Here is a 15,543-nt window from a genome sequence, read left to right as displayed (position 1 = left end):
GCTATTGCAAGGCTTACAGGAGATTTGCTCTTTTTTTACTGTCAAATTCAGGAATATATTCCTATATCTGATTATATGATTAAAGATGAGAAAAATCAACGAATTGAACCCAATCTAATTCTTAAAATTTTCTTACAATTAACTCATACACCATTAAAATTAGTTAAATGAAAGACTTTTCTATGTAAAAAAGCAAGCACCTCATAAAGCTAAGTGCTTGCCTTAAATCGCCCTATCCCCTTTTATATTGATTAAGTACTTTTATAAAACCATTATCTTCCAATGCCTTTTGAACATAGGACCTGATTTCCTTAGTTGGATAGACATTCCTTTTAATGGACTTCATCATCTTAAGAACTTGGTCCACCACAAACTTAACATCAGAAGATGTCATTCCAGCCTTGGCCTCATCAGAAGTCACAGCAATGGAATTATAAATTTTCTCCTTATCAAAGGATTCTACATTTCCAAGCTTTTTTAAAACCCATTCCCCTTCATCTCCAAACATTTCATCCAGAACGTTAATCTTTAAGTCCTCAACGAATTTAGAAACATCGTTAGGATCTACATCATTGTTTTTAAAATAATCAAGTAGTTGTTTAGTTAAATCTTCCATATTGCCCTCCTGTAAAATATATATACCACAATATAATAGAATAAAACTGGATACTTAGATAAGAATCAAATTTTTGATGCTATAAATTTATTGTATAACATGATAGATAACTCTCTCTAATATTTGTCTCCTATTTATAAAGTTCTGATGATGTCTTTTCCATGATATATGTTAATGCATCTTCATCTTTTAGTTCAATATCAGGTCTAGTTCCTTCTATAGCGTTTGAACTTCCATCATCATTTATCCCAAATGTAGCTGTATAATCAACAATTAGTCCAGAATTATTTAAGATTATTTTAAAGGGAGAAATGCAAAATCCATCTCCTTTAGTTCTGTTACCTATAATAGTCGCAAAATGTGTTTGCTTACAGATATTGATAAAATTGTCACATCCAGAATAACATTTATCGTTACACAGAATAAAAATTTTTCCTTTAAAAGTTACTCCTATATCTTTTGGCTGTATATGATATACTTCTTTAATAAGTTTACAATTATTAAGTTTTATATTATCGTAATGCTTTATAAAATTAAAATCTGTTGTATGTTCTTCGTTATATTCAATCGTATTATTGTCATTATATTCCATTAAGCTATTAAAGAATATATCATTATACTCGTTTTCATTATATAATAGTTTAAATTCACATTTAAGCGGATTTTTTATTAAAGGAGCAATCAAATATTCTATTCCAAACAATTGAAAACCTCCAGGATTATTACGCAGATCAATAACAAGATATTTATATTTATCTGTCAAATTTTTATAGAACTCTTCTAACTCTACTGGCATTTGATTATATAATTCTTTATAACTCTGTGAAATTTCTTTTTTACTATAATCCTCCAAAAAGGTAGGAATCTTTAAATATGCAGTATTAGAAAAATATTCATATGTTATCTTAGGGATATGTGAAAATATATCATATTTTAATTCTACTAAATTTAAGATTTCCTCTAGTGTTTTGTATTTTTCTTTAACACTAGCATTTTCCAATAACTGTACAATTTTACTTTCATTAGAGTAAGCAGTAGGAAAGAATTCAATATTAGTATTCAAATATAAATGAGCCAGATTTTCTGTTCTATTAATAAAATCATTCAAAACATAATAAAATTCTAAATCATTCCTTGTGTATTTTATTAAATTTTTAGTTTGTTGTATAACTTTACCTCGATCCCAATACTTTTCTTTAACATAATCATAATATATGTAATTTTTTTCTAGTCTAATCAAAAGCTCATTAAAATCATCTAACTTCTCCTTTGTTGAAAGATTAGTATACAAATTACATTTTTTGTATGCCTCTTCTAAATTGTCCTTAACATGAATTTGAGAAGTAACAATATTACTTATTTCACTACGTATTGCTAATATTCTTACTAAATAGAGTAAAGACCCTATCATCATAATCGTTAAAATTATTTTTAATTTCTTCATTATTTTTCCTTTGATGACTACCTTTCAAGCTATTTTTTATTTTATTGGTATATATTTTATTTTTACCATGTATAGAGTTCTATTGTGTTTACTATTTAATTCTTTTTTTACAATTCTTCTTTATTTTAGATTTGTATTAGAACGCTCAAGTAACAATTTTCCACACCACAATATAATAGAATAAAACTGGATACTTAGATAAGAATCAAATTTTTGATGCTATAAATTTATTGTATAATCTGGTTGAAACCCAATTTCTTCATGGCTAATCAAGATTATTATCTTATCTTTTTTTAATTTTTGTATATACTCAAAGAAATACTCCTTTGATTTTTTATCCATATTTGAAGTTGGCTCATCAAAAATAATCAAAGACGCTTTTTTGGATAATACAGTCAAAATTGATATTTTCTGTAACTCTCCTCCGGATAATTTATTTTCATCAATCTTTGATTTTATCCTATCTGAACTAAACCCTAGGTCAGTTATGATATTGTGTTCATTATTAGAACTTAAAATTGTTGAAATTTTATCTTCAAAGAAGAAAGGTTTTTGCTCTACAAAAGAAATTTTTTCTTTTCTCAAGTGAACCATGTCTATTTCCTTTATATTGATATTATTTATAGAAATTTCCCCAGTAAACTCATCTATGTATAAACCACAAATTAAATTTACTAATGTAGATTTTCCTTTACCATTTTCACCTTTTATTAAATAAATATTGCTTGGATAAAAATCATAATTGAAGTTTCTAAAGACATTTCCTTCTCCATAGGAAAAACCAAGGTCTTTAATACTGATAGAGTTAATCTCATCAAGGATAGTTTTTCCATTAGTTTCTGGTTTTACATTCAAAATTGCATTAGTCCGGTCTAGCATAGTCCTAGCCATCTGTATTTCTTCTCCCAAACCAAAAAAATAATTGAGGGTTGTTAGTATATAGTTAAAGAACACTGTAATTAATATCAGTTTGCCAACTGTTAGTTGACTTGTCATTACCAAGTATCCTCCAAATATAAAGGCAAAGATTTGTAACACAGTTTGAATAATATTATCTAAACTTGAATAAAGATATTCAATGTTAAGGTGCCTCTTTGCAGCGGATGTCAGTATATTAAAAGACTTAACTAAAGAAGAAATTAATTCTCTTTGAATGCCTTGTAATTTGACTGATTTTACATTATCTATTTGTCTAAAGGAATTATAAAAATAATCCGATTTGCTTTCTAAAAGTCTATTATTAACGATATATAGTTCTTTTCTCATAAACGTGAACAGACCTATATAAAGTAATGTGGACAAAAATACAATAACAAAGATTAACTTGTTTAACGTAAATAATATAAAACTTGAGACTAATACCAATATTATATTAGGAATTAATTTCTTTATCAAGTCTAATAGAAATATGGTTAATAGGTTGGAGTCATTATTGAATTGCTGTGTAATATATGACTTGTCAAATTTTTCAGAACAAGTAAGAGAAATATTTTGATAGTGGTTTAAAAGATCCCTATTTAAAAGAAAAGAAGCTTGTAGTTGCATCTTTAAATATACTCTTTGTTCTAAGTATGAAAATAATAGTAAGAGGATATTTATCAAGGCAAATAGGATTCCATATTGCTTAACTTTAAACAAAGATTTTGATTCTATTAGAATATCCATATAATTACTTATTATGTATGGTGATGTTAAATTTAGCACTGTAGTCACTAATCCCAAAGCAAAATATATGAATAGATTTGATTTATACTTCATTAAATACTTATTAAAAAGCCTATAAAAAGACATAACCTTTTCACTGTCCCCCAAGAAACTTGAAATATTTTGCATTACATAATTATAAAAGCCCAAGATTTATAACTTTTGTTGAGTACATAGTCGCTTAATCACCATATTATACAAATCTTGAGCTTTTGACATCCCTGAAATTAAATTATAATTTTATCATTTTATGATCGCTTTTACTTTAGTATTATTTTTATCAGTTATCATAAGCCCCTCACAAAATGATTTTGTGTCATTATAGTCTTTTAAACAAGTTTTAGCTAAACATAAGGATGCGACTTCACCACAAACGTTCTTCTTACAATTTAGGGATTTAGAATTTAATATATTATTAAATATTAAAAACCTCATTTTAATACACTCCTTCTATAGGGTGGAAGCCTACCAGGTTTTGCAGGAAGACAAGCCATAGATAATGTCGAACATTTCGCAACACAATTTTTTTGTACACATATTACAGCATATTCACCACAGGTATTTTCACCACAATTTACGAAGCAAAAATTATTATTGACATTTCCACAAACTAAGATTTTCATAGATTACTCTCTCCTTATATAATTCTTATATTAATTTTGTTATAACATCTCTAAACATAAGTCCTTAATGAATGAATGCATGTTTTTTGTCTTTTTAAGACACTGCTTTTTATTATTTATAATCCTTTCGTATGGACAACCTCCCATGCAAATTGGCAAAAATTTACACTTCTTGCAACTATCATCATCTGTAGGATCATAATTTATAAGATTGTAATAGTAAGGTTTTCTAAAATATTTAATATCACCATCTACCAGCTTTCCTACAGCTTTACTTCTAGTGCCTAAGTCTGACCAACACTTATATAAATATCCATCATGTGAGACCACAAAGCTATTGATACAGTCTGCACAACAAAAGTTTCCTTTCAAAGAGGGGTATAAATTTAATAGTTCATTTTTGTAATATTTTTTAGCAAAATCCCTTTGAATTTGATAAAAGTCATTCATGTTGAAACATAAATCTTTGTTATAAATATCGTTATAACTTTCTATTCTTCCTAGATATGGATAGTATTTATTATTTAGGTCTATTTCTTTTATTAAAGCTATCAATTCGTCTAATTCTTTTAGATTATTCCTATCGATGTTTATTCTAATATTAATATCTGGACAAATATCATTGATTTCAGTTAAATTTTTAATTATACTGTCAAAAGATCCTTCCCCATTAACTTGAAATCTTCTTCGATTATGCTGTTCTTCCGTCCCGTCTAGAGTTACCTGATAACTGGAAATATTCAAATTATTTAATTTTATAACCATTTGTCTATTCAATAACAAACCATTAGTTATAATACTGCTATCAAACATAAATTTATACTTATCCCTGAGCTCTAAAATCTTATTGGAAATTTTTTCAACTGTTTTTATAGCAAGTAATGGTTCTCCTCCATACCAACACACATCTAATTTATCTATAGTCTTACTTTGGTTTTCAATAAATGATAAAAGACTATCAATTGTTCCATCTTCCATGTAAGCTTTTTTTAAATTCAACTTTTCATAACAATAGGAACATCTAAAATTACAGTCTGCTGTGGGTGCAATGGTCAATTGAAGATGATTGGTATCAAACCTACTTTTGTTTAGTCTATATTTTATCTCATCTAATTCATTTATTTCATCAGGAACAATATATCCTCCTTGGTATAATTTCTCCCAAGTTGAATCTTCCCATTCATTGTTATTAAGATCCTTTTTAAACAACTCTACTTCATCCATGTTTAGAAAGGCCAATGAGTTTGTTTTAGTATTATATAGTGCAGCGCCACCCTTTTCTTCTATTTCAACTATGATATTATAAAAAGATTTTTTCAATACTCCACCTCAATACTAAAACTACCTTTATGATTGTCTGCTTTAACTTCTATTTCCACGACTTGACCTTCCTTAAGAGTAATATTTTTTGTCTCTTCTTCTTTTCCACTAAGATGTATTTCTTCTGTTGTACCCTTATTGTTAACATTTATTTCCAGAAGTCCTTCTTCTCCTTTAGCATATATTCCCAGACTTCCATCTTTCTTTACTTTATAATCTAATTGTTTTGCATAGCTTAACTTATCATATTCAAAATATATCCCGTCATCTATATTAAAATTATATTCGGACCCATCTTCTAAAATAATTTTTTCTTTAGAAAAATTACTACTCTTTAAAGAGCAAGCTGAAGCCATACATAAAATTAACAAAATAAGATATATTTTTATCATCTTATTAAATTCACTCTTCTTAGGCTTACAATTAGTATACATAGTAGACTCCTTGATATTTTAAATTAGAAATTAAGTGATAGTATAATGCTATTGTGTTTTATTTAAGTAAATAAACCTAGACTTATTTTACTTTTTTACTTCTTTTGTATAAACGTTTCCATTATATTCCAAATTGTCTATGTCAATTACATTGATGACTTCTTCTAAACCATCAGCTGTTATGATGTTTTTTTCTTTATTGTAGACTGGATTTTTAAACTCTTTATTAACTTGTCTATCTCCTTTTTGGTCAATATCCACATTCTCAGGAAGTTCACCAATTTTTTCGACTGCATCCACGGTTATCTTGTCTTTTTGAAAGAATAGAATATTGTACCTGTAACCATTTTTGTATTCCTCTTTATTTTCTTTAAAAGTATAGGAGTATGTCTGACCTTCAAAATTACTTGCATAGTCATTAGACTGACTAAACCAATACACACCAACACCTATTAAAAGAACAACTACAACACCTAATACTAGCTTACCATTTTTTGACATTTTTCTCCTCCTCTGGAAAGGTTCCCATTAAAATCAGCTAAAAATATTGACAATCTCTATCCAAAAATCCTTTAGTTGATTAACTTAAAACTATTATAGCTAATGTTTTTTATTAAATCAAGAGTTTCGCTATTTTTTAACCCACCCCCCCCCGAAGAAATATTACATTTATATAACATTTACCAATATGTTAATTTAGAATCTAATTTACCTGTCAAACTCTCGTAATTTAATGCTAATTCTATAAATCTAAATATTTTCATGCAAAAATTTCTAATTTATCTTGACAACAATAATAAGAAATGATAGAATGTAAAAGAGTCAAAAATTAAAAAATGGAGGTAATTATGAAAACGTTTGGTAAGTTTATTTTGTTGTCTTTTGCTATAGCAATGGCCGTATCTACTACTAGCTATGCTTCAGTAGTAACAAGTGAAAAAAGGTTGAATTCCTTGCGGACAGCTTATTTAGAGGCAGATGAAAATTCTCAAGAAAGATACGTTTTGTCAAAGGCAATTAATGATAATATGTCTTATGCCGAAGCCAAAAGAATAGTAGAAAAAGAAGAATACGATATATTAAATTCTAACTCAGAGAATCATAAATTATTAAGAAGTCCAAATTATTATATATCCTATAAAACTTATTCTAGGACAGCTACTACCTTCAATAGTGTAAAGGTTGGCAAAATAACTATACAATTCACTGTCGAAGTAAGAGTTATACATGATAGGAACGATTTATCTTATACCAAAATTGATAGTATAGGTGCGCCTGTTGCGACAGGAAGTAGATATTTAATAAGATTTGAGCACGGTGGGTTTAATAAATATTTATTGGGTGATAGAAGCTTTAGGTTAAGTGCTACCGGGTATTTTGTCATGGATGCTTCAGTAGGTGTTGGTGGACCTTTCTTTAGTGTAGGCACTTCTGGACAGATAAGATCTAAAACAATGACTTTAAGCACTACATTTAATATATAGCCATGAAGAGTTCTCAAAGTAAACGCCTTGGAATTGGGTTATTATTAATTGTAGTACTTGGACTTGTTGTATTCTATTTTTCCACGAAAGATCAGAAAAACGAAGGCTTTCCTAGGATTTCTGACATAGTCGCTGAACAAGAAAATAGTCGTGAAAGATATTTAAAAGCTATGGAAATAGTCGGCAATATCCCCGACTTTAAGTTGAAGGATGAAGAAAAGAAATTGACAAATCTAGAGGAAAAGACAAAGCAAGAACATAAAGATAAGAATGTTGAAGTTGAGTTTAGAACCCTTAAAGAAGATATTGATGTTCCAACAGAAAATAAAGGAATTGTCAAATTGACAATGTACTCCGAATCAGTTGTACTTGTAAACAAAACAGATAATACTACCACTTTATTGGATTCAGGTTTCCAGTATATCTATGGAGACGAACCCTTTATTGGCTTTCGTAACGGCGGATTCAATATAAATGATGAAACAGAAGAAGGTTTTAGAGCCTCAGCAACTGGAGAATTTATCTTTGATAAATCTGTAGGTAAAATTCTCGGCGATGAATTAAAGGAGGACCCTTCCAATTCTACAACTTTAACTGTAGCTAGAAATTTTAAAATATAATAGGGTTAGTAAAATACGGTTTAGCATTTGGATAGTATATAAGGTAGGTTACTTAAAATGTGCCTACCTTCTTATACTATTCTGCATTTAAAACGGGACTTCTAGCCAATCTCTACTCGTAATACTTTTCACCATATCTTTTGTAATCATATTTATAGTTTCACATAATCTGTCTACCACATCTGCTAGAAAATTAAAGAATTCATTCTTGAATCCCATAGATCTTATTTGTTTCCAAATTTGTTCTATGGGGTTCATCTCTGGAGTGTATGGTGGAATATGCGTAATAACTATATTTTCAGGTGTATTAAGTGTCTTTGATTTATGCCAAGATGCACCATCACAAACTAGTAAAATCACATCATCACTATATTGTTTAGACAATTCTTGTAAAAAGACATTCATACAATCTGTATTACAATATGGCAGGATTAAAAAGAAATTTTCACCTGTGATAGGCTCTACTGCTCCATAAGCATATCTATATTCTCTTATGTGATGACATGGTACTGATGGTCTTATTTTATTGTTACACCAGCAGTATTTTGGCTTGTTTATGCGACCAAATCCAGCTTCATCCTGAAACATAATTCTTACTTGTTTGTGTGGGTAAACGTTTCTAAGTTCTTGAGCTTTGGATTTAATTTTTTTGAGGTCTCTATGACCTCCTCTTTTGCCTTCTTAGGATGTTTACTTCTTGGCATTACTTTTCTAAACCCATTTCTATTTAAAACTCTGTAAATTTGACCAGTTCCTATAGAATGACCAACACGTTCTCTATATGCTTTTTCTATTTCCTTTGCTGTAACTATTTGTCCTTTTTGTGCTTTTTCTTCAAATTGTTTTAAAAACTCCTTTTCTTCTTCTATGGACAAATTTCTAAGATTTCCAGGTCTTTTCTTGTTTTTTAAAGCTTCTACAGAATTTTCTTTATAGGCTTTTAACCATGTGAATATAGTTAATCTTCCAACATCTAATTTCTCAGCGATGGATTTTGCTGTATATCCACTAAGTTTTAATTTTATGGCCTTAAGTCTTATATATTCTCTTTTATTATTTGTTTTTGACATTGCGTCTTCAATATTTTTAATTTCTTGTGTTATATTTTCCATGCTTATATTCTACCAAATTCCAGAGTAAAATACGTCTTATTTTAATAGGATTTTAGTATTAAAATCTAATTATTTTCAAATATAATACACCATTAAGCACTCTTGTATTTTTCACTTAAATCATTATTATTTGCCTATTAAAATTCCTAGTTATTAAATTTGATAGTTTATTATTTAATAACTTGACATAATCGTTTTCTTTACTTATAATTAACTTTAAAGTAGCAAATGTTACTTTATTTAACTTACATTTACAAATACCGTTAGAAAGGAGGGAAGAAAATGAAAGACTTTTTATTCATTGATGTAGAAAAAATATTTGATGAAGAAAACCTGAAAAAACCAGGTGGAACCGGTCCTGTATTATGTGGAATTATTGCATGCTCAGGCTAAATCATAATCGACAATTTAAGTAATTTATTACAAATCCTAGATGGTTATTATTTGTAACACCATCTAGGATATTTGTAATATTAAATGTAGGAGGGATAAATGGAATTATATTATCATGATAACTATGTGTTTAATATGATTAATCACAAATTACTAAGAATGCCAAATGAATTAGTAAATTACTTTAACAATGTAGAAGATATTTATGATTTCTGGAAAATAACTAAAGCCAATGATAACCCAGCTTTAAATGACAATATCAAAAATCAAATAGAAGCTTTTTTATTTAGCAGTTCTGTTTATAATGATAAGAATATATGGCAAAATAATAATGTTTTAACAAGTTGTGATCAACTACAATTAGTAGTTTCAAATACGTGCAATTTAAAGTGTAGATATTGTTATGCACATGATGGAACTTATAATAACCCAATTAGATTTATGTCATTTTCTACTTTAAGGAAATCTTTTGATTTGTTTTTTAGGAAATATAAATATATTGATACTATTATGTTTTTTGGGGGAGAACCATCACTAAACCTAGAAGTAATTAAAAATGGATGTTCTTATTTGAAAGAAAAATATAATAATAGGTATGGCAATATAAATCTGATGAGTAATTTATATGATTTATCTGAAAATATGATACATCTTGTCAAAAAGTATTCAATTAACGTTGCAACAAGTTTAGATGGTTACGAAAAACATAATGACACAAATCGGATAGATAAATTTAATCAAGGAACATATAAGCGTGTTAATCATAATATTCTAAGACTAAAAAAAGAAACTAATCAACCTATTAAAATACAATCAACTGTATGTTCTAGTTCAGACGAAGAATTTTTTGAAAAAAAATTTAACCTGATGAAACAATTTAGTGAAGACTATGGAGTTCATTTCACTACTATCAATAAAGTTCAACTATTTGATATGCAAGAAGTACAGCTTTCAAAAAATCAAAATCTGTCATTTAGAGTAACAAATTTTATTCATGAGTTGAATCTTTCAATAAAATATAGAATATTAACAGATGATATTTTAAGATTTTATTACTTTTTAATTGGACAGAAAAATAAATTTAGATGTAAATCAGGTCTGAGCAATTTTTCAATTTTTCCAGACGGTGAAATAAATCCTTGCCAACTTTATGCTTTAGATAAAAACAAAAAATACACACTCGGGAATATCAATACAATTAACACAGATAATTTTGAATGTTTCAATAATATGCAAGGTATTCTATTTAACAAGTTAGATAAAGACAATAATATTAATTGTAAACATTGCATAGCAAAAGACATCTGTTTAAGTTGTATAGGTAGATCAATATCATTTAATTCTAACCTAGATCCTTTAGAATATGAATGTAAAGATACGCTAATGAGATATTCAGTTTTTGTCAGCACCTATATTTATTTATATGAAAATCCAGAAATCTTCAAAAATTTTATTGTAACCGTTAAATTAATTTTAGATGACTTTAATAACGGAGGAAATTATGAAAAATATACTTATAAAGCATAAAGTTTATTGGACTCTTACAGTTTTTCTTGGTCTTTTAATAACCATTGTAAATCTTGGCGTCGCATATGTTATAGGAAAAGTCATTGACACGATTAGTAATGGTACAATAGATGATTTGAAAATGATTGGAATATATGGAGCAGGTCTTTTACTTTTTATGATTTTAATTGGAGTGTTGTATTCTTATTTTAGTTCAAAGTTTAATGAAAAGGTTCTAACTGAAACAAAAGCTAAAATTATCAATAATATTTTCACCTCCCCTATTTATAAATATCAAGAAGAAAAAGTTTCATATTATTACAATATTTTGACACAGGACTTAGAACAAATTGATACTAACTATATCACTCTTACTTATGAAACTCTCGTTTCTCTAGGTGGTTTGATTTTTAGTTTAGTTGCTTTATTCTTCATTAGTATAAAAATGTCTCTGATTTTTTTACTTATAACTTTTTTAGTCACATTAGTTCCAAGACTTTTTATAGGTATTCAAACTAAAGTAGCGTTGAATTTTTCTAAAGAATATGAAGGATACGTTGAAGAATTGGAGAATTTACTATCAGGATTTGAATCTATTAAATTACTTAACATAACAAAACCGTTATGCCAGAAGATAATAAGAAAAGATACTTCCATGGAAGCTTCTCGTAGAAAGAAAAAATTAACAGATGGATTTGCACTATATGGTATATCTGGAGTTTCATTTTTTTCACAAATCCTTTGTATGATAATAGGAGCTGTCTTTGTAATTAGAGGAGAAATTACAACAGGTATGTTACTAGCTTCCATCCAAATCTTGAATTATGTTTTTGGACCGATTCGTGAAATTTCAAATAATCGTAACTTAATGGACGCCAATAAGATAATTCGTGACAAATTAGAACCTTATTTAAATGAAAATAAGGAAATAGGTGAAAATTTAGAAAAAGGAAACATTGTACTGCAAGATTTTAGTATTAGTTTCAAAGAAAAAAACATAATGGATAATTTAAATTTAAAATTTGAGCCTAATAAATCATATGCTATAATAGGACCTTCAGGATCAGGAAAATCTGTACTTGCTAAGTCTTTGGCTGGGTATTATGAAAACTATTCAGGTAACATTTTTTACTCTGGAGTAGAAGGAAGAGATGTTAAGCCTTCTCAATTACATGAATATATCCGGTATATCGGTACCAACAGCTTTATTCTCAATGATAATATTAGAGAAAATATTAGAATGTATAGAGATATTTCTGATAGTGAAGTGGAAAAGGTGGCAGGGCTTGTAGGTTTTGACAGTACCTTTATCGACAAGGAGAGCTTAGGTAATGGAGGAAAATACATATCCTCAGGTGAGTACCAAAGAATTGCCATAGCAAGAGCTCTTTTAGATAGACCCTTTTGTTTAATACTTGATGAACCAACTGCAAACTTGGATCCTGAAAATGTAAAAGGAATTACAAAACTGATATCAAATATAGATGTGCCTATTAAAATAGTAATAACGCACCATTATACAAAAGATTATCTAGATAGTTTTGATGAAGTGATCGACTTTAATAGTATCAAGTAAATTTTATGTAGAAAGACTTAAAAAGACTTTATATCTATATTTAGCTAGAGTTTCGACATTTTAAAAGGTAATGTGCAAAGGAACACATTACCTTTTTTACTTGTTAATAAAACTTATTCATCAATTCCTTTTAAAGAATCTAAAAACTCTTCTACTTTTTCATTTTTCCCTATTAAAATAAATTTAATAAAATTCAAGATTTTTTCCATAGCATAGATTGTAAAAAGGGCTATGACTATTTCTTCAAATCCTCCTTGAACAGGGCTAAGCTTGTTTAATAAATTATGATAATTGAACAGCACCAGCACTGACAAAACTACTGCAATTATATGATATAAAATTTGTGACTTTTTCATAATATCCTCCTGTAGTTTGGAATTTTCCTTCTGTTTTTATAGTACCTACTCACATTTTATTTGTCAAGTATTGTATGTTGTTCATAGTATAGAGTTTAGCTTTATTTCGCATCTTCTGAATAAGTTTTTCCCTTGTATTCAATTTCCCCATTTTCTTTTACTTTAATAGAATCTTCTAAGCCTTCAGCCTTTATCTCTTTTTTCTCCTTGTCATAGGTTGGGCTTGTATATTCTTTTTCATCTAAATAGAACTGGGGTCCAGATTCAGACTTATTCTTTTTTGTTTTATACATTTCCGATTCTACCATTTCACTTACAATAACCTTATCCTCTTTAAACATGATTACATTAGCCGATGAACCACTATAATATTCCTTATCTTCTTGAGTAAAAAGATGAGCATAGTTCTTGTTGGCAAAATTTTCCTTGTAACCATTTTTGCTACCACAGGAAACTAGCAAAAAGGACAACAGGCATAATAGGATAATTTTTACTTTAGTTTTGACTTTCATAATAACATCTCCTTTTTTGTAAACGTTTTTGTAACGTTTAAATTTATTTAATTATATCAAAAAAAAAAAAATAAATTCAAGTTTTGTTGCCCCAGTGCTGTAGAAGAAGTGAGATATGCTTAAGCACTCAATATCAAATTACGTATACATTACTTTTCATGTTTGATTTCTATCTACCAGATTTTAATTTGACTGTGGATAGAGTGTCCGACTGCGGAGCTTTTTAAAGGAAAGCCCATAGCCTTCCCACTTCTCATCTCTCACATCTCATCTCCACATCTCATCTCCCACTTCTCATCTCTCACATCTCACCTCCCACTTCTCATCTCTCACTTCTCATCTCTCATTACCTGAATGCCCGATTAAAAAAAATCATCCCGCACTCAGCCTTTATAATAAAATTAATTTTATCAATCTACTAACAATTTTACTCAAAAATAAAAAGTTATATGGTGATGAGAGTCCAACCTTGGTATTTTTGAGGAAAGCCAACAGCTTTCCCACTGCTTTTTATGCAGGGTTTTCAGGGACGGTCAGTCCCTGAATTTATGGAGGGAAAAGGGTTGGGTTTTAAAGGGAAGGGAAAGGGAACCATCAAATAGGTTCACAGGCCATTCCCTTTACTTTGAAAAAATGTAAAACTTAATTAAATATTTTCTAAAGTTTGTAAAACTTTTATAATTAAAAATTTCTAGAGGTTTTTTAAAACCTCTTAAAAAAAATGATCCCGCACTCAGCCTTTAAGTATCAAAATTGGTTTTTCAATCATTGTAATATTGTTGAAAAATAAAAATGTTTTGTGGTGCTGAATGCCCGATATAAAAAGAGAGCTTTTTAAAAAGCTCTCTTTTTATACTATTCCATTATCTTTGTAACAACTCCGGCTCCTACTGTTCTTCCACCTTCTCTGATGGCAAAACGTAGTCCTTCTTCTATGGCGATTGGGGTAATTAGTTCGATAATAAACTTTGCATTATCTCCTGGCATTACCATTTCTACGCCTTCTTCTAGTTGGATGTCTCCTGTTACGTCTGTTGTTCTAAAGAAGAATTGTGGTCTGTATCCTGAGAAGAATGGTGTGTGTCTTCCTCCTTCATCTTTTGTCAATACATACACTTCCGCTTCGAACTTTGTGTGTGGGTGAATTGTTCCTGGAGCTGCTAATACTTGTCCTCTTTCGATTTCTTCTCTTTGAACTCCTCTTAGTAATGCTCCTATATTATCTCCTGCTTCTGCTTGTTCTAGAAGCTTCTTGAACATTTCTACTCCTGTTACTACTACTGTTCTCTTTTCTTCTGTTAGTCCTACGATTTCTACGTTGTCTCCAACTTTTAGGGTTCCTCTTTCGATTCTTCCTGTTGCTACGGTTCCTCTTCCTGTGATTGAGAAGATGTCTTCTACTGGCATTAGGAATGGTTGGTCTGTGTCTCTTTCTGGTTCTGGAATGTATTCGTCTACTTCTTCCATTAGTTTAACTATCTTGTCTCCCCATTCTCCGTCTGGATCTTCTAATGCTTTTAATGCTGACCCTACTACGATTGGTGTGTTGTCTCCGTCGTATTCGTATTCGTTTAGTAGATCTCTTACTTCCATTTCTACTAATTCGATTAGTTCTTCGTATTCTACGTGAGATGTTGAGATTGTGATTCCTCTTTCTCTTTCTTCTGGAGCTTTGTCTATGTTTGCATAGTCAACGAATTCTCCTGATCCAAATCTCTTGTTTAATACGTATGTGATTGCTGCTGTTAATGTGGTTTTACCATGGTCTACGTGACCGATTGTTCCTATATTAACATGTGGTTTTGTTCTTTCAAATTTTGATTTTCCCATTATATCCCCCTTG

15 protein-coding genes are annotated in these 15,543 nt (G+C 29.2%); 4 read left to right on the top strand and 11 right to left on the bottom strand.

What is annotated here, in order from left to right:
* Nucleotides 1-232: 232 nt before the first annotated feature.
* From Q1K37_RS07865 to Q1K37_RS07840, 6 genes are all read right to left on the bottom strand, one after another.
* A complete protein-coding gene (locus Q1K37_RS07865) occupies nt 233-616 on the bottom strand; it encodes an ATP cone domain-containing protein (RefSeq protein WP_300411098.1) in 384 nt (127 codons plus the stop codon).
* A gap of 130 nt (nt 617-746) precedes the next feature.
* Entirely contained in the window at nt 747-2,060 is a 1,314-nt protein-coding gene (locus tag Q1K37_RS07860; RefSeq protein WP_300411096.1) for a S41 family peptidase, read from the bottom strand.
* A 219-nt stretch (nt 2,061-2,279) separates the two neighbouring features.
* Complete coding sequence (locus Q1K37_RS07855) at nt 2,280-3,818, bottom strand: ABC transporter ATP-binding protein (protein WP_300411102.1); 1,539 nt, start codon at nt 3,816-3,818, stop codon at nt 2,280-2,282.
* Nucleotides 3,819-4,426: 608 nt separating this feature from the next.
* Nucleotides 4,427-5,707 carry a radical SAM protein gene (locus Q1K37_RS07850; RefSeq protein ID WP_300411095.1) on the bottom strand — a complete coding sequence of 427 codons (1,281 nt, stop codon included), beginning with the start codon at nt 5,705-5,707 and terminating at the stop codon, nt 4,427-4,429.
* Complete coding sequence (locus Q1K37_RS07845) at nt 5,704-6,141, bottom strand: hypothetical protein (protein ID WP_300411093.1); 438 nt, start codon at nt 6,139-6,141, stop codon at nt 5,704-5,706. The genes Q1K37_RS07850 and Q1K37_RS07845 overlap by 4 nt, the downstream gene beginning before the upstream one ends.
* Before the next feature lie 87 nt (nt 6,142-6,228).
* Nucleotides 6,229-6,642 carry a hypothetical protein gene (locus Q1K37_RS07840; RefSeq protein ID WP_300411091.1) on the bottom strand — a complete coding sequence of 138 codons (414 nt, stop codon included), beginning with the start codon at nt 6,640-6,642 and terminating at the stop codon, nt 6,229-6,231.
* 347 nt (nt 6,643-6,989) lie between these two features.
* On the opposite strand from Q1K37_RS07840, the gene Q1K37_RS07835 reads away from it, so the two are divergent.
* Nucleotides 6,990-7,625, top strand: coding sequence for a hypothetical protein (locus Q1K37_RS07835; RefSeq protein WP_300411090.1), 636 nt, complete (start codon nt 6,990-6,992; stop codon nt 7,623-7,625).
* Between the two features lie 2 nt (nt 7,626-7,627).
* Complete coding sequence (locus Q1K37_RS07830) at nt 7,628-8,245, top strand: hypothetical protein (RefSeq protein WP_300411088.1); 618 nt, start codon at nt 7,628-7,630, stop codon at nt 8,243-8,245.
* A gap of 87 nt (nt 8,246-8,332) precedes the next feature.
* Here the strand turns inward: Q1K37_RS07830 and Q1K37_RS07825 are convergent, their stop codons facing one another.
* Nucleotides 8,333-8,833 carry an IS630 family transposase gene (locus Q1K37_RS07825; RefSeq protein WP_300411086.1) on the bottom strand — a complete coding sequence of 167 codons (501 nt, stop codon included), beginning with the start codon at nt 8,831-8,833 and terminating at the stop codon, nt 8,333-8,335.
* 5 nt (nt 8,834-8,838) lie between these two features.
* The gene (locus Q1K37_RS07820) at nt 8,839-9,357 is read right to left on the bottom strand and encodes a helix-turn-helix domain-containing protein (protein ID WP_300411084.1); all 519 of its coding nucleotides are present in this window, start codon (nt 9,355-9,357) and stop codon (nt 8,839-8,841) included.
* Nucleotides 9,358-9,849: 492 nt separating this feature from the next.
* Between Q1K37_RS07820 and Q1K37_RS07815 the strand changes: the two genes are divergently transcribed.
* A complete protein-coding gene (locus Q1K37_RS07815) occupies nt 9,850-11,277 on the top strand; it encodes a radical SAM protein (protein ID WP_300411082.1) in 1,428 nt (475 codons plus the stop codon).
* Nucleotides 11,252-12,832, top strand: a complete 1,581-nt coding sequence (locus tag Q1K37_RS07810) for an ABC transporter ATP-binding protein (RefSeq protein WP_300411080.1) — start codon at nt 11,252-11,254, stop codon at nt 12,830-12,832. The genes Q1K37_RS07815 and Q1K37_RS07810 overlap by 26 nt, the downstream gene beginning before the upstream one ends.
* Before the next feature lie 113 nt (nt 12,833-12,945).
* Here the strand turns inward: Q1K37_RS07810 and Q1K37_RS07805 are convergent, their stop codons facing one another.
* The 3 genes from Q1K37_RS07805 to Q1K37_RS07795 form a co-directional block, all read right to left on the bottom strand.
* Nucleotides 12,946-13,188: a hypothetical protein gene (locus tag Q1K37_RS07805; RefSeq protein WP_300411078.1), complete on the bottom strand. Its 243-nt coding sequence runs from the start codon at nt 13,186-13,188 to the stop codon at nt 12,946-12,948.
* 101 nt (nt 13,189-13,289) lie between these two features.
* On the bottom strand, nt 13,290-13,700 hold the full coding sequence (locus Q1K37_RS07800; RefSeq protein WP_300411076.1) for a hypothetical protein: 411 nt from the start codon (nt 13,698-13,700) through the stop codon (nt 13,290-13,292).
* Nucleotides 13,701-14,555: 855 nt separating this feature from the next.
* A complete protein-coding gene (locus Q1K37_RS07795; RefSeq protein ID WP_300411100.1) occupies nt 14,556-15,530 on the bottom strand; it encodes a GTP-binding protein in 975 nt (324 codons plus the stop codon).
* Nucleotides 15,531-15,543: the final 13 nt, after the last annotated feature.

The organism is Lagierella sp. (genome assembly GCF_029983815.1).
In the GTDB taxonomy this organism is placed as follows: Bacteria; Bacillota; Clostridia; order Tissierellales; family Peptoniphilaceae; genus Mediannikoviicoccus.
This window is presented reverse-complemented; position numbering and strand designations above follow the sequence as displayed.

Excerpts from the sequence above, each read along its gene's own strand:
- Q1K37_RS07860 (WP_300411096.1), bottom strand. The coding sequence starts at position 2,060 with ATGAAGAAATTAAAAATAATTTTAACGATTATGATGATAGGGTCTTTA.
- Q1K37_RS07800 (WP_300411076.1), bottom strand. The coding sequence starts at position 13,700 with ATGAAAGTCAAAACTAAAGTAAAAATTATCCTATTATGCCTGTTGTCC.
- Q1K37_RS07820 (WP_300411084.1), bottom strand. The coding sequence starts at position 9,357 with ATGGAAAATATAACACAAGAAATTAAAAATATTGAAGACGCAATGTCA.
- Q1K37_RS07835 (WP_300411090.1), top strand. The coding sequence starts at position 6,990 with ATGAAAACGTTTGGTAAGTTTATTTTGTTGTCTTTTGCTATAGCAATG.
- Q1K37_RS07825 (WP_300411086.1), bottom strand. The coding sequence starts at position 8,833 with ATGTTTCAGGATGAAGCTGGATTTGGTCGCATAAACAAGCCAAAATAC.
- Q1K37_RS07805 (WP_300411078.1), bottom strand. The coding sequence starts at position 13,188 with ATGAAAAAGTCACAAATTTTATATCATATAATTGCAGTAGTTTTGTCA.
- Q1K37_RS07795 (WP_300411100.1), bottom strand. The coding sequence starts at position 15,530 with ATGGGAAAATCAAAATTTGAAAGAACAAAACCACATGTTAATATAGGA.
- Q1K37_RS07810 (WP_300411080.1), top strand. The coding sequence starts at position 11,252 with ATGAAAAATATACTTATAAAGCATAAAGTTTATTGGACTCTTACAGTT.
- Q1K37_RS07865 (WP_300411098.1), bottom strand. The coding sequence starts at position 616 with ATGGAAGATTTAACTAAACAACTACTTGATTATTTTAAAAACAATGAT.
- Q1K37_RS07830 (WP_300411088.1), top strand. The coding sequence starts at position 7,628 with ATGAAGAGTTCTCAAAGTAAACGCCTTGGAATTGGGTTATTATTAATT.
- Q1K37_RS07815 (WP_300411082.1), top strand. The coding sequence starts at position 9,850 with ATGGAATTATATTATCATGATAACTATGTGTTTAATATGATTAATCAC.
- Q1K37_RS07840 (WP_300411091.1), bottom strand. The coding sequence starts at position 6,642 with ATGTCAAAAAATGGTAAGCTAGTATTAGGTGTTGTAGTTGTTCTTTTA.
- Q1K37_RS07855 (WP_300411102.1), bottom strand. The coding sequence starts at position 3,818 with ATGAAGTATAAATCAAATCTATTCATATATTTTGCTTTGGGATTAGTG.
- Q1K37_RS07845 (WP_300411093.1), bottom strand. The coding sequence starts at position 6,141 with ATGTATACTAATTGTAAGCCTAAGAAGAGTGAATTTAATAAGATGATA.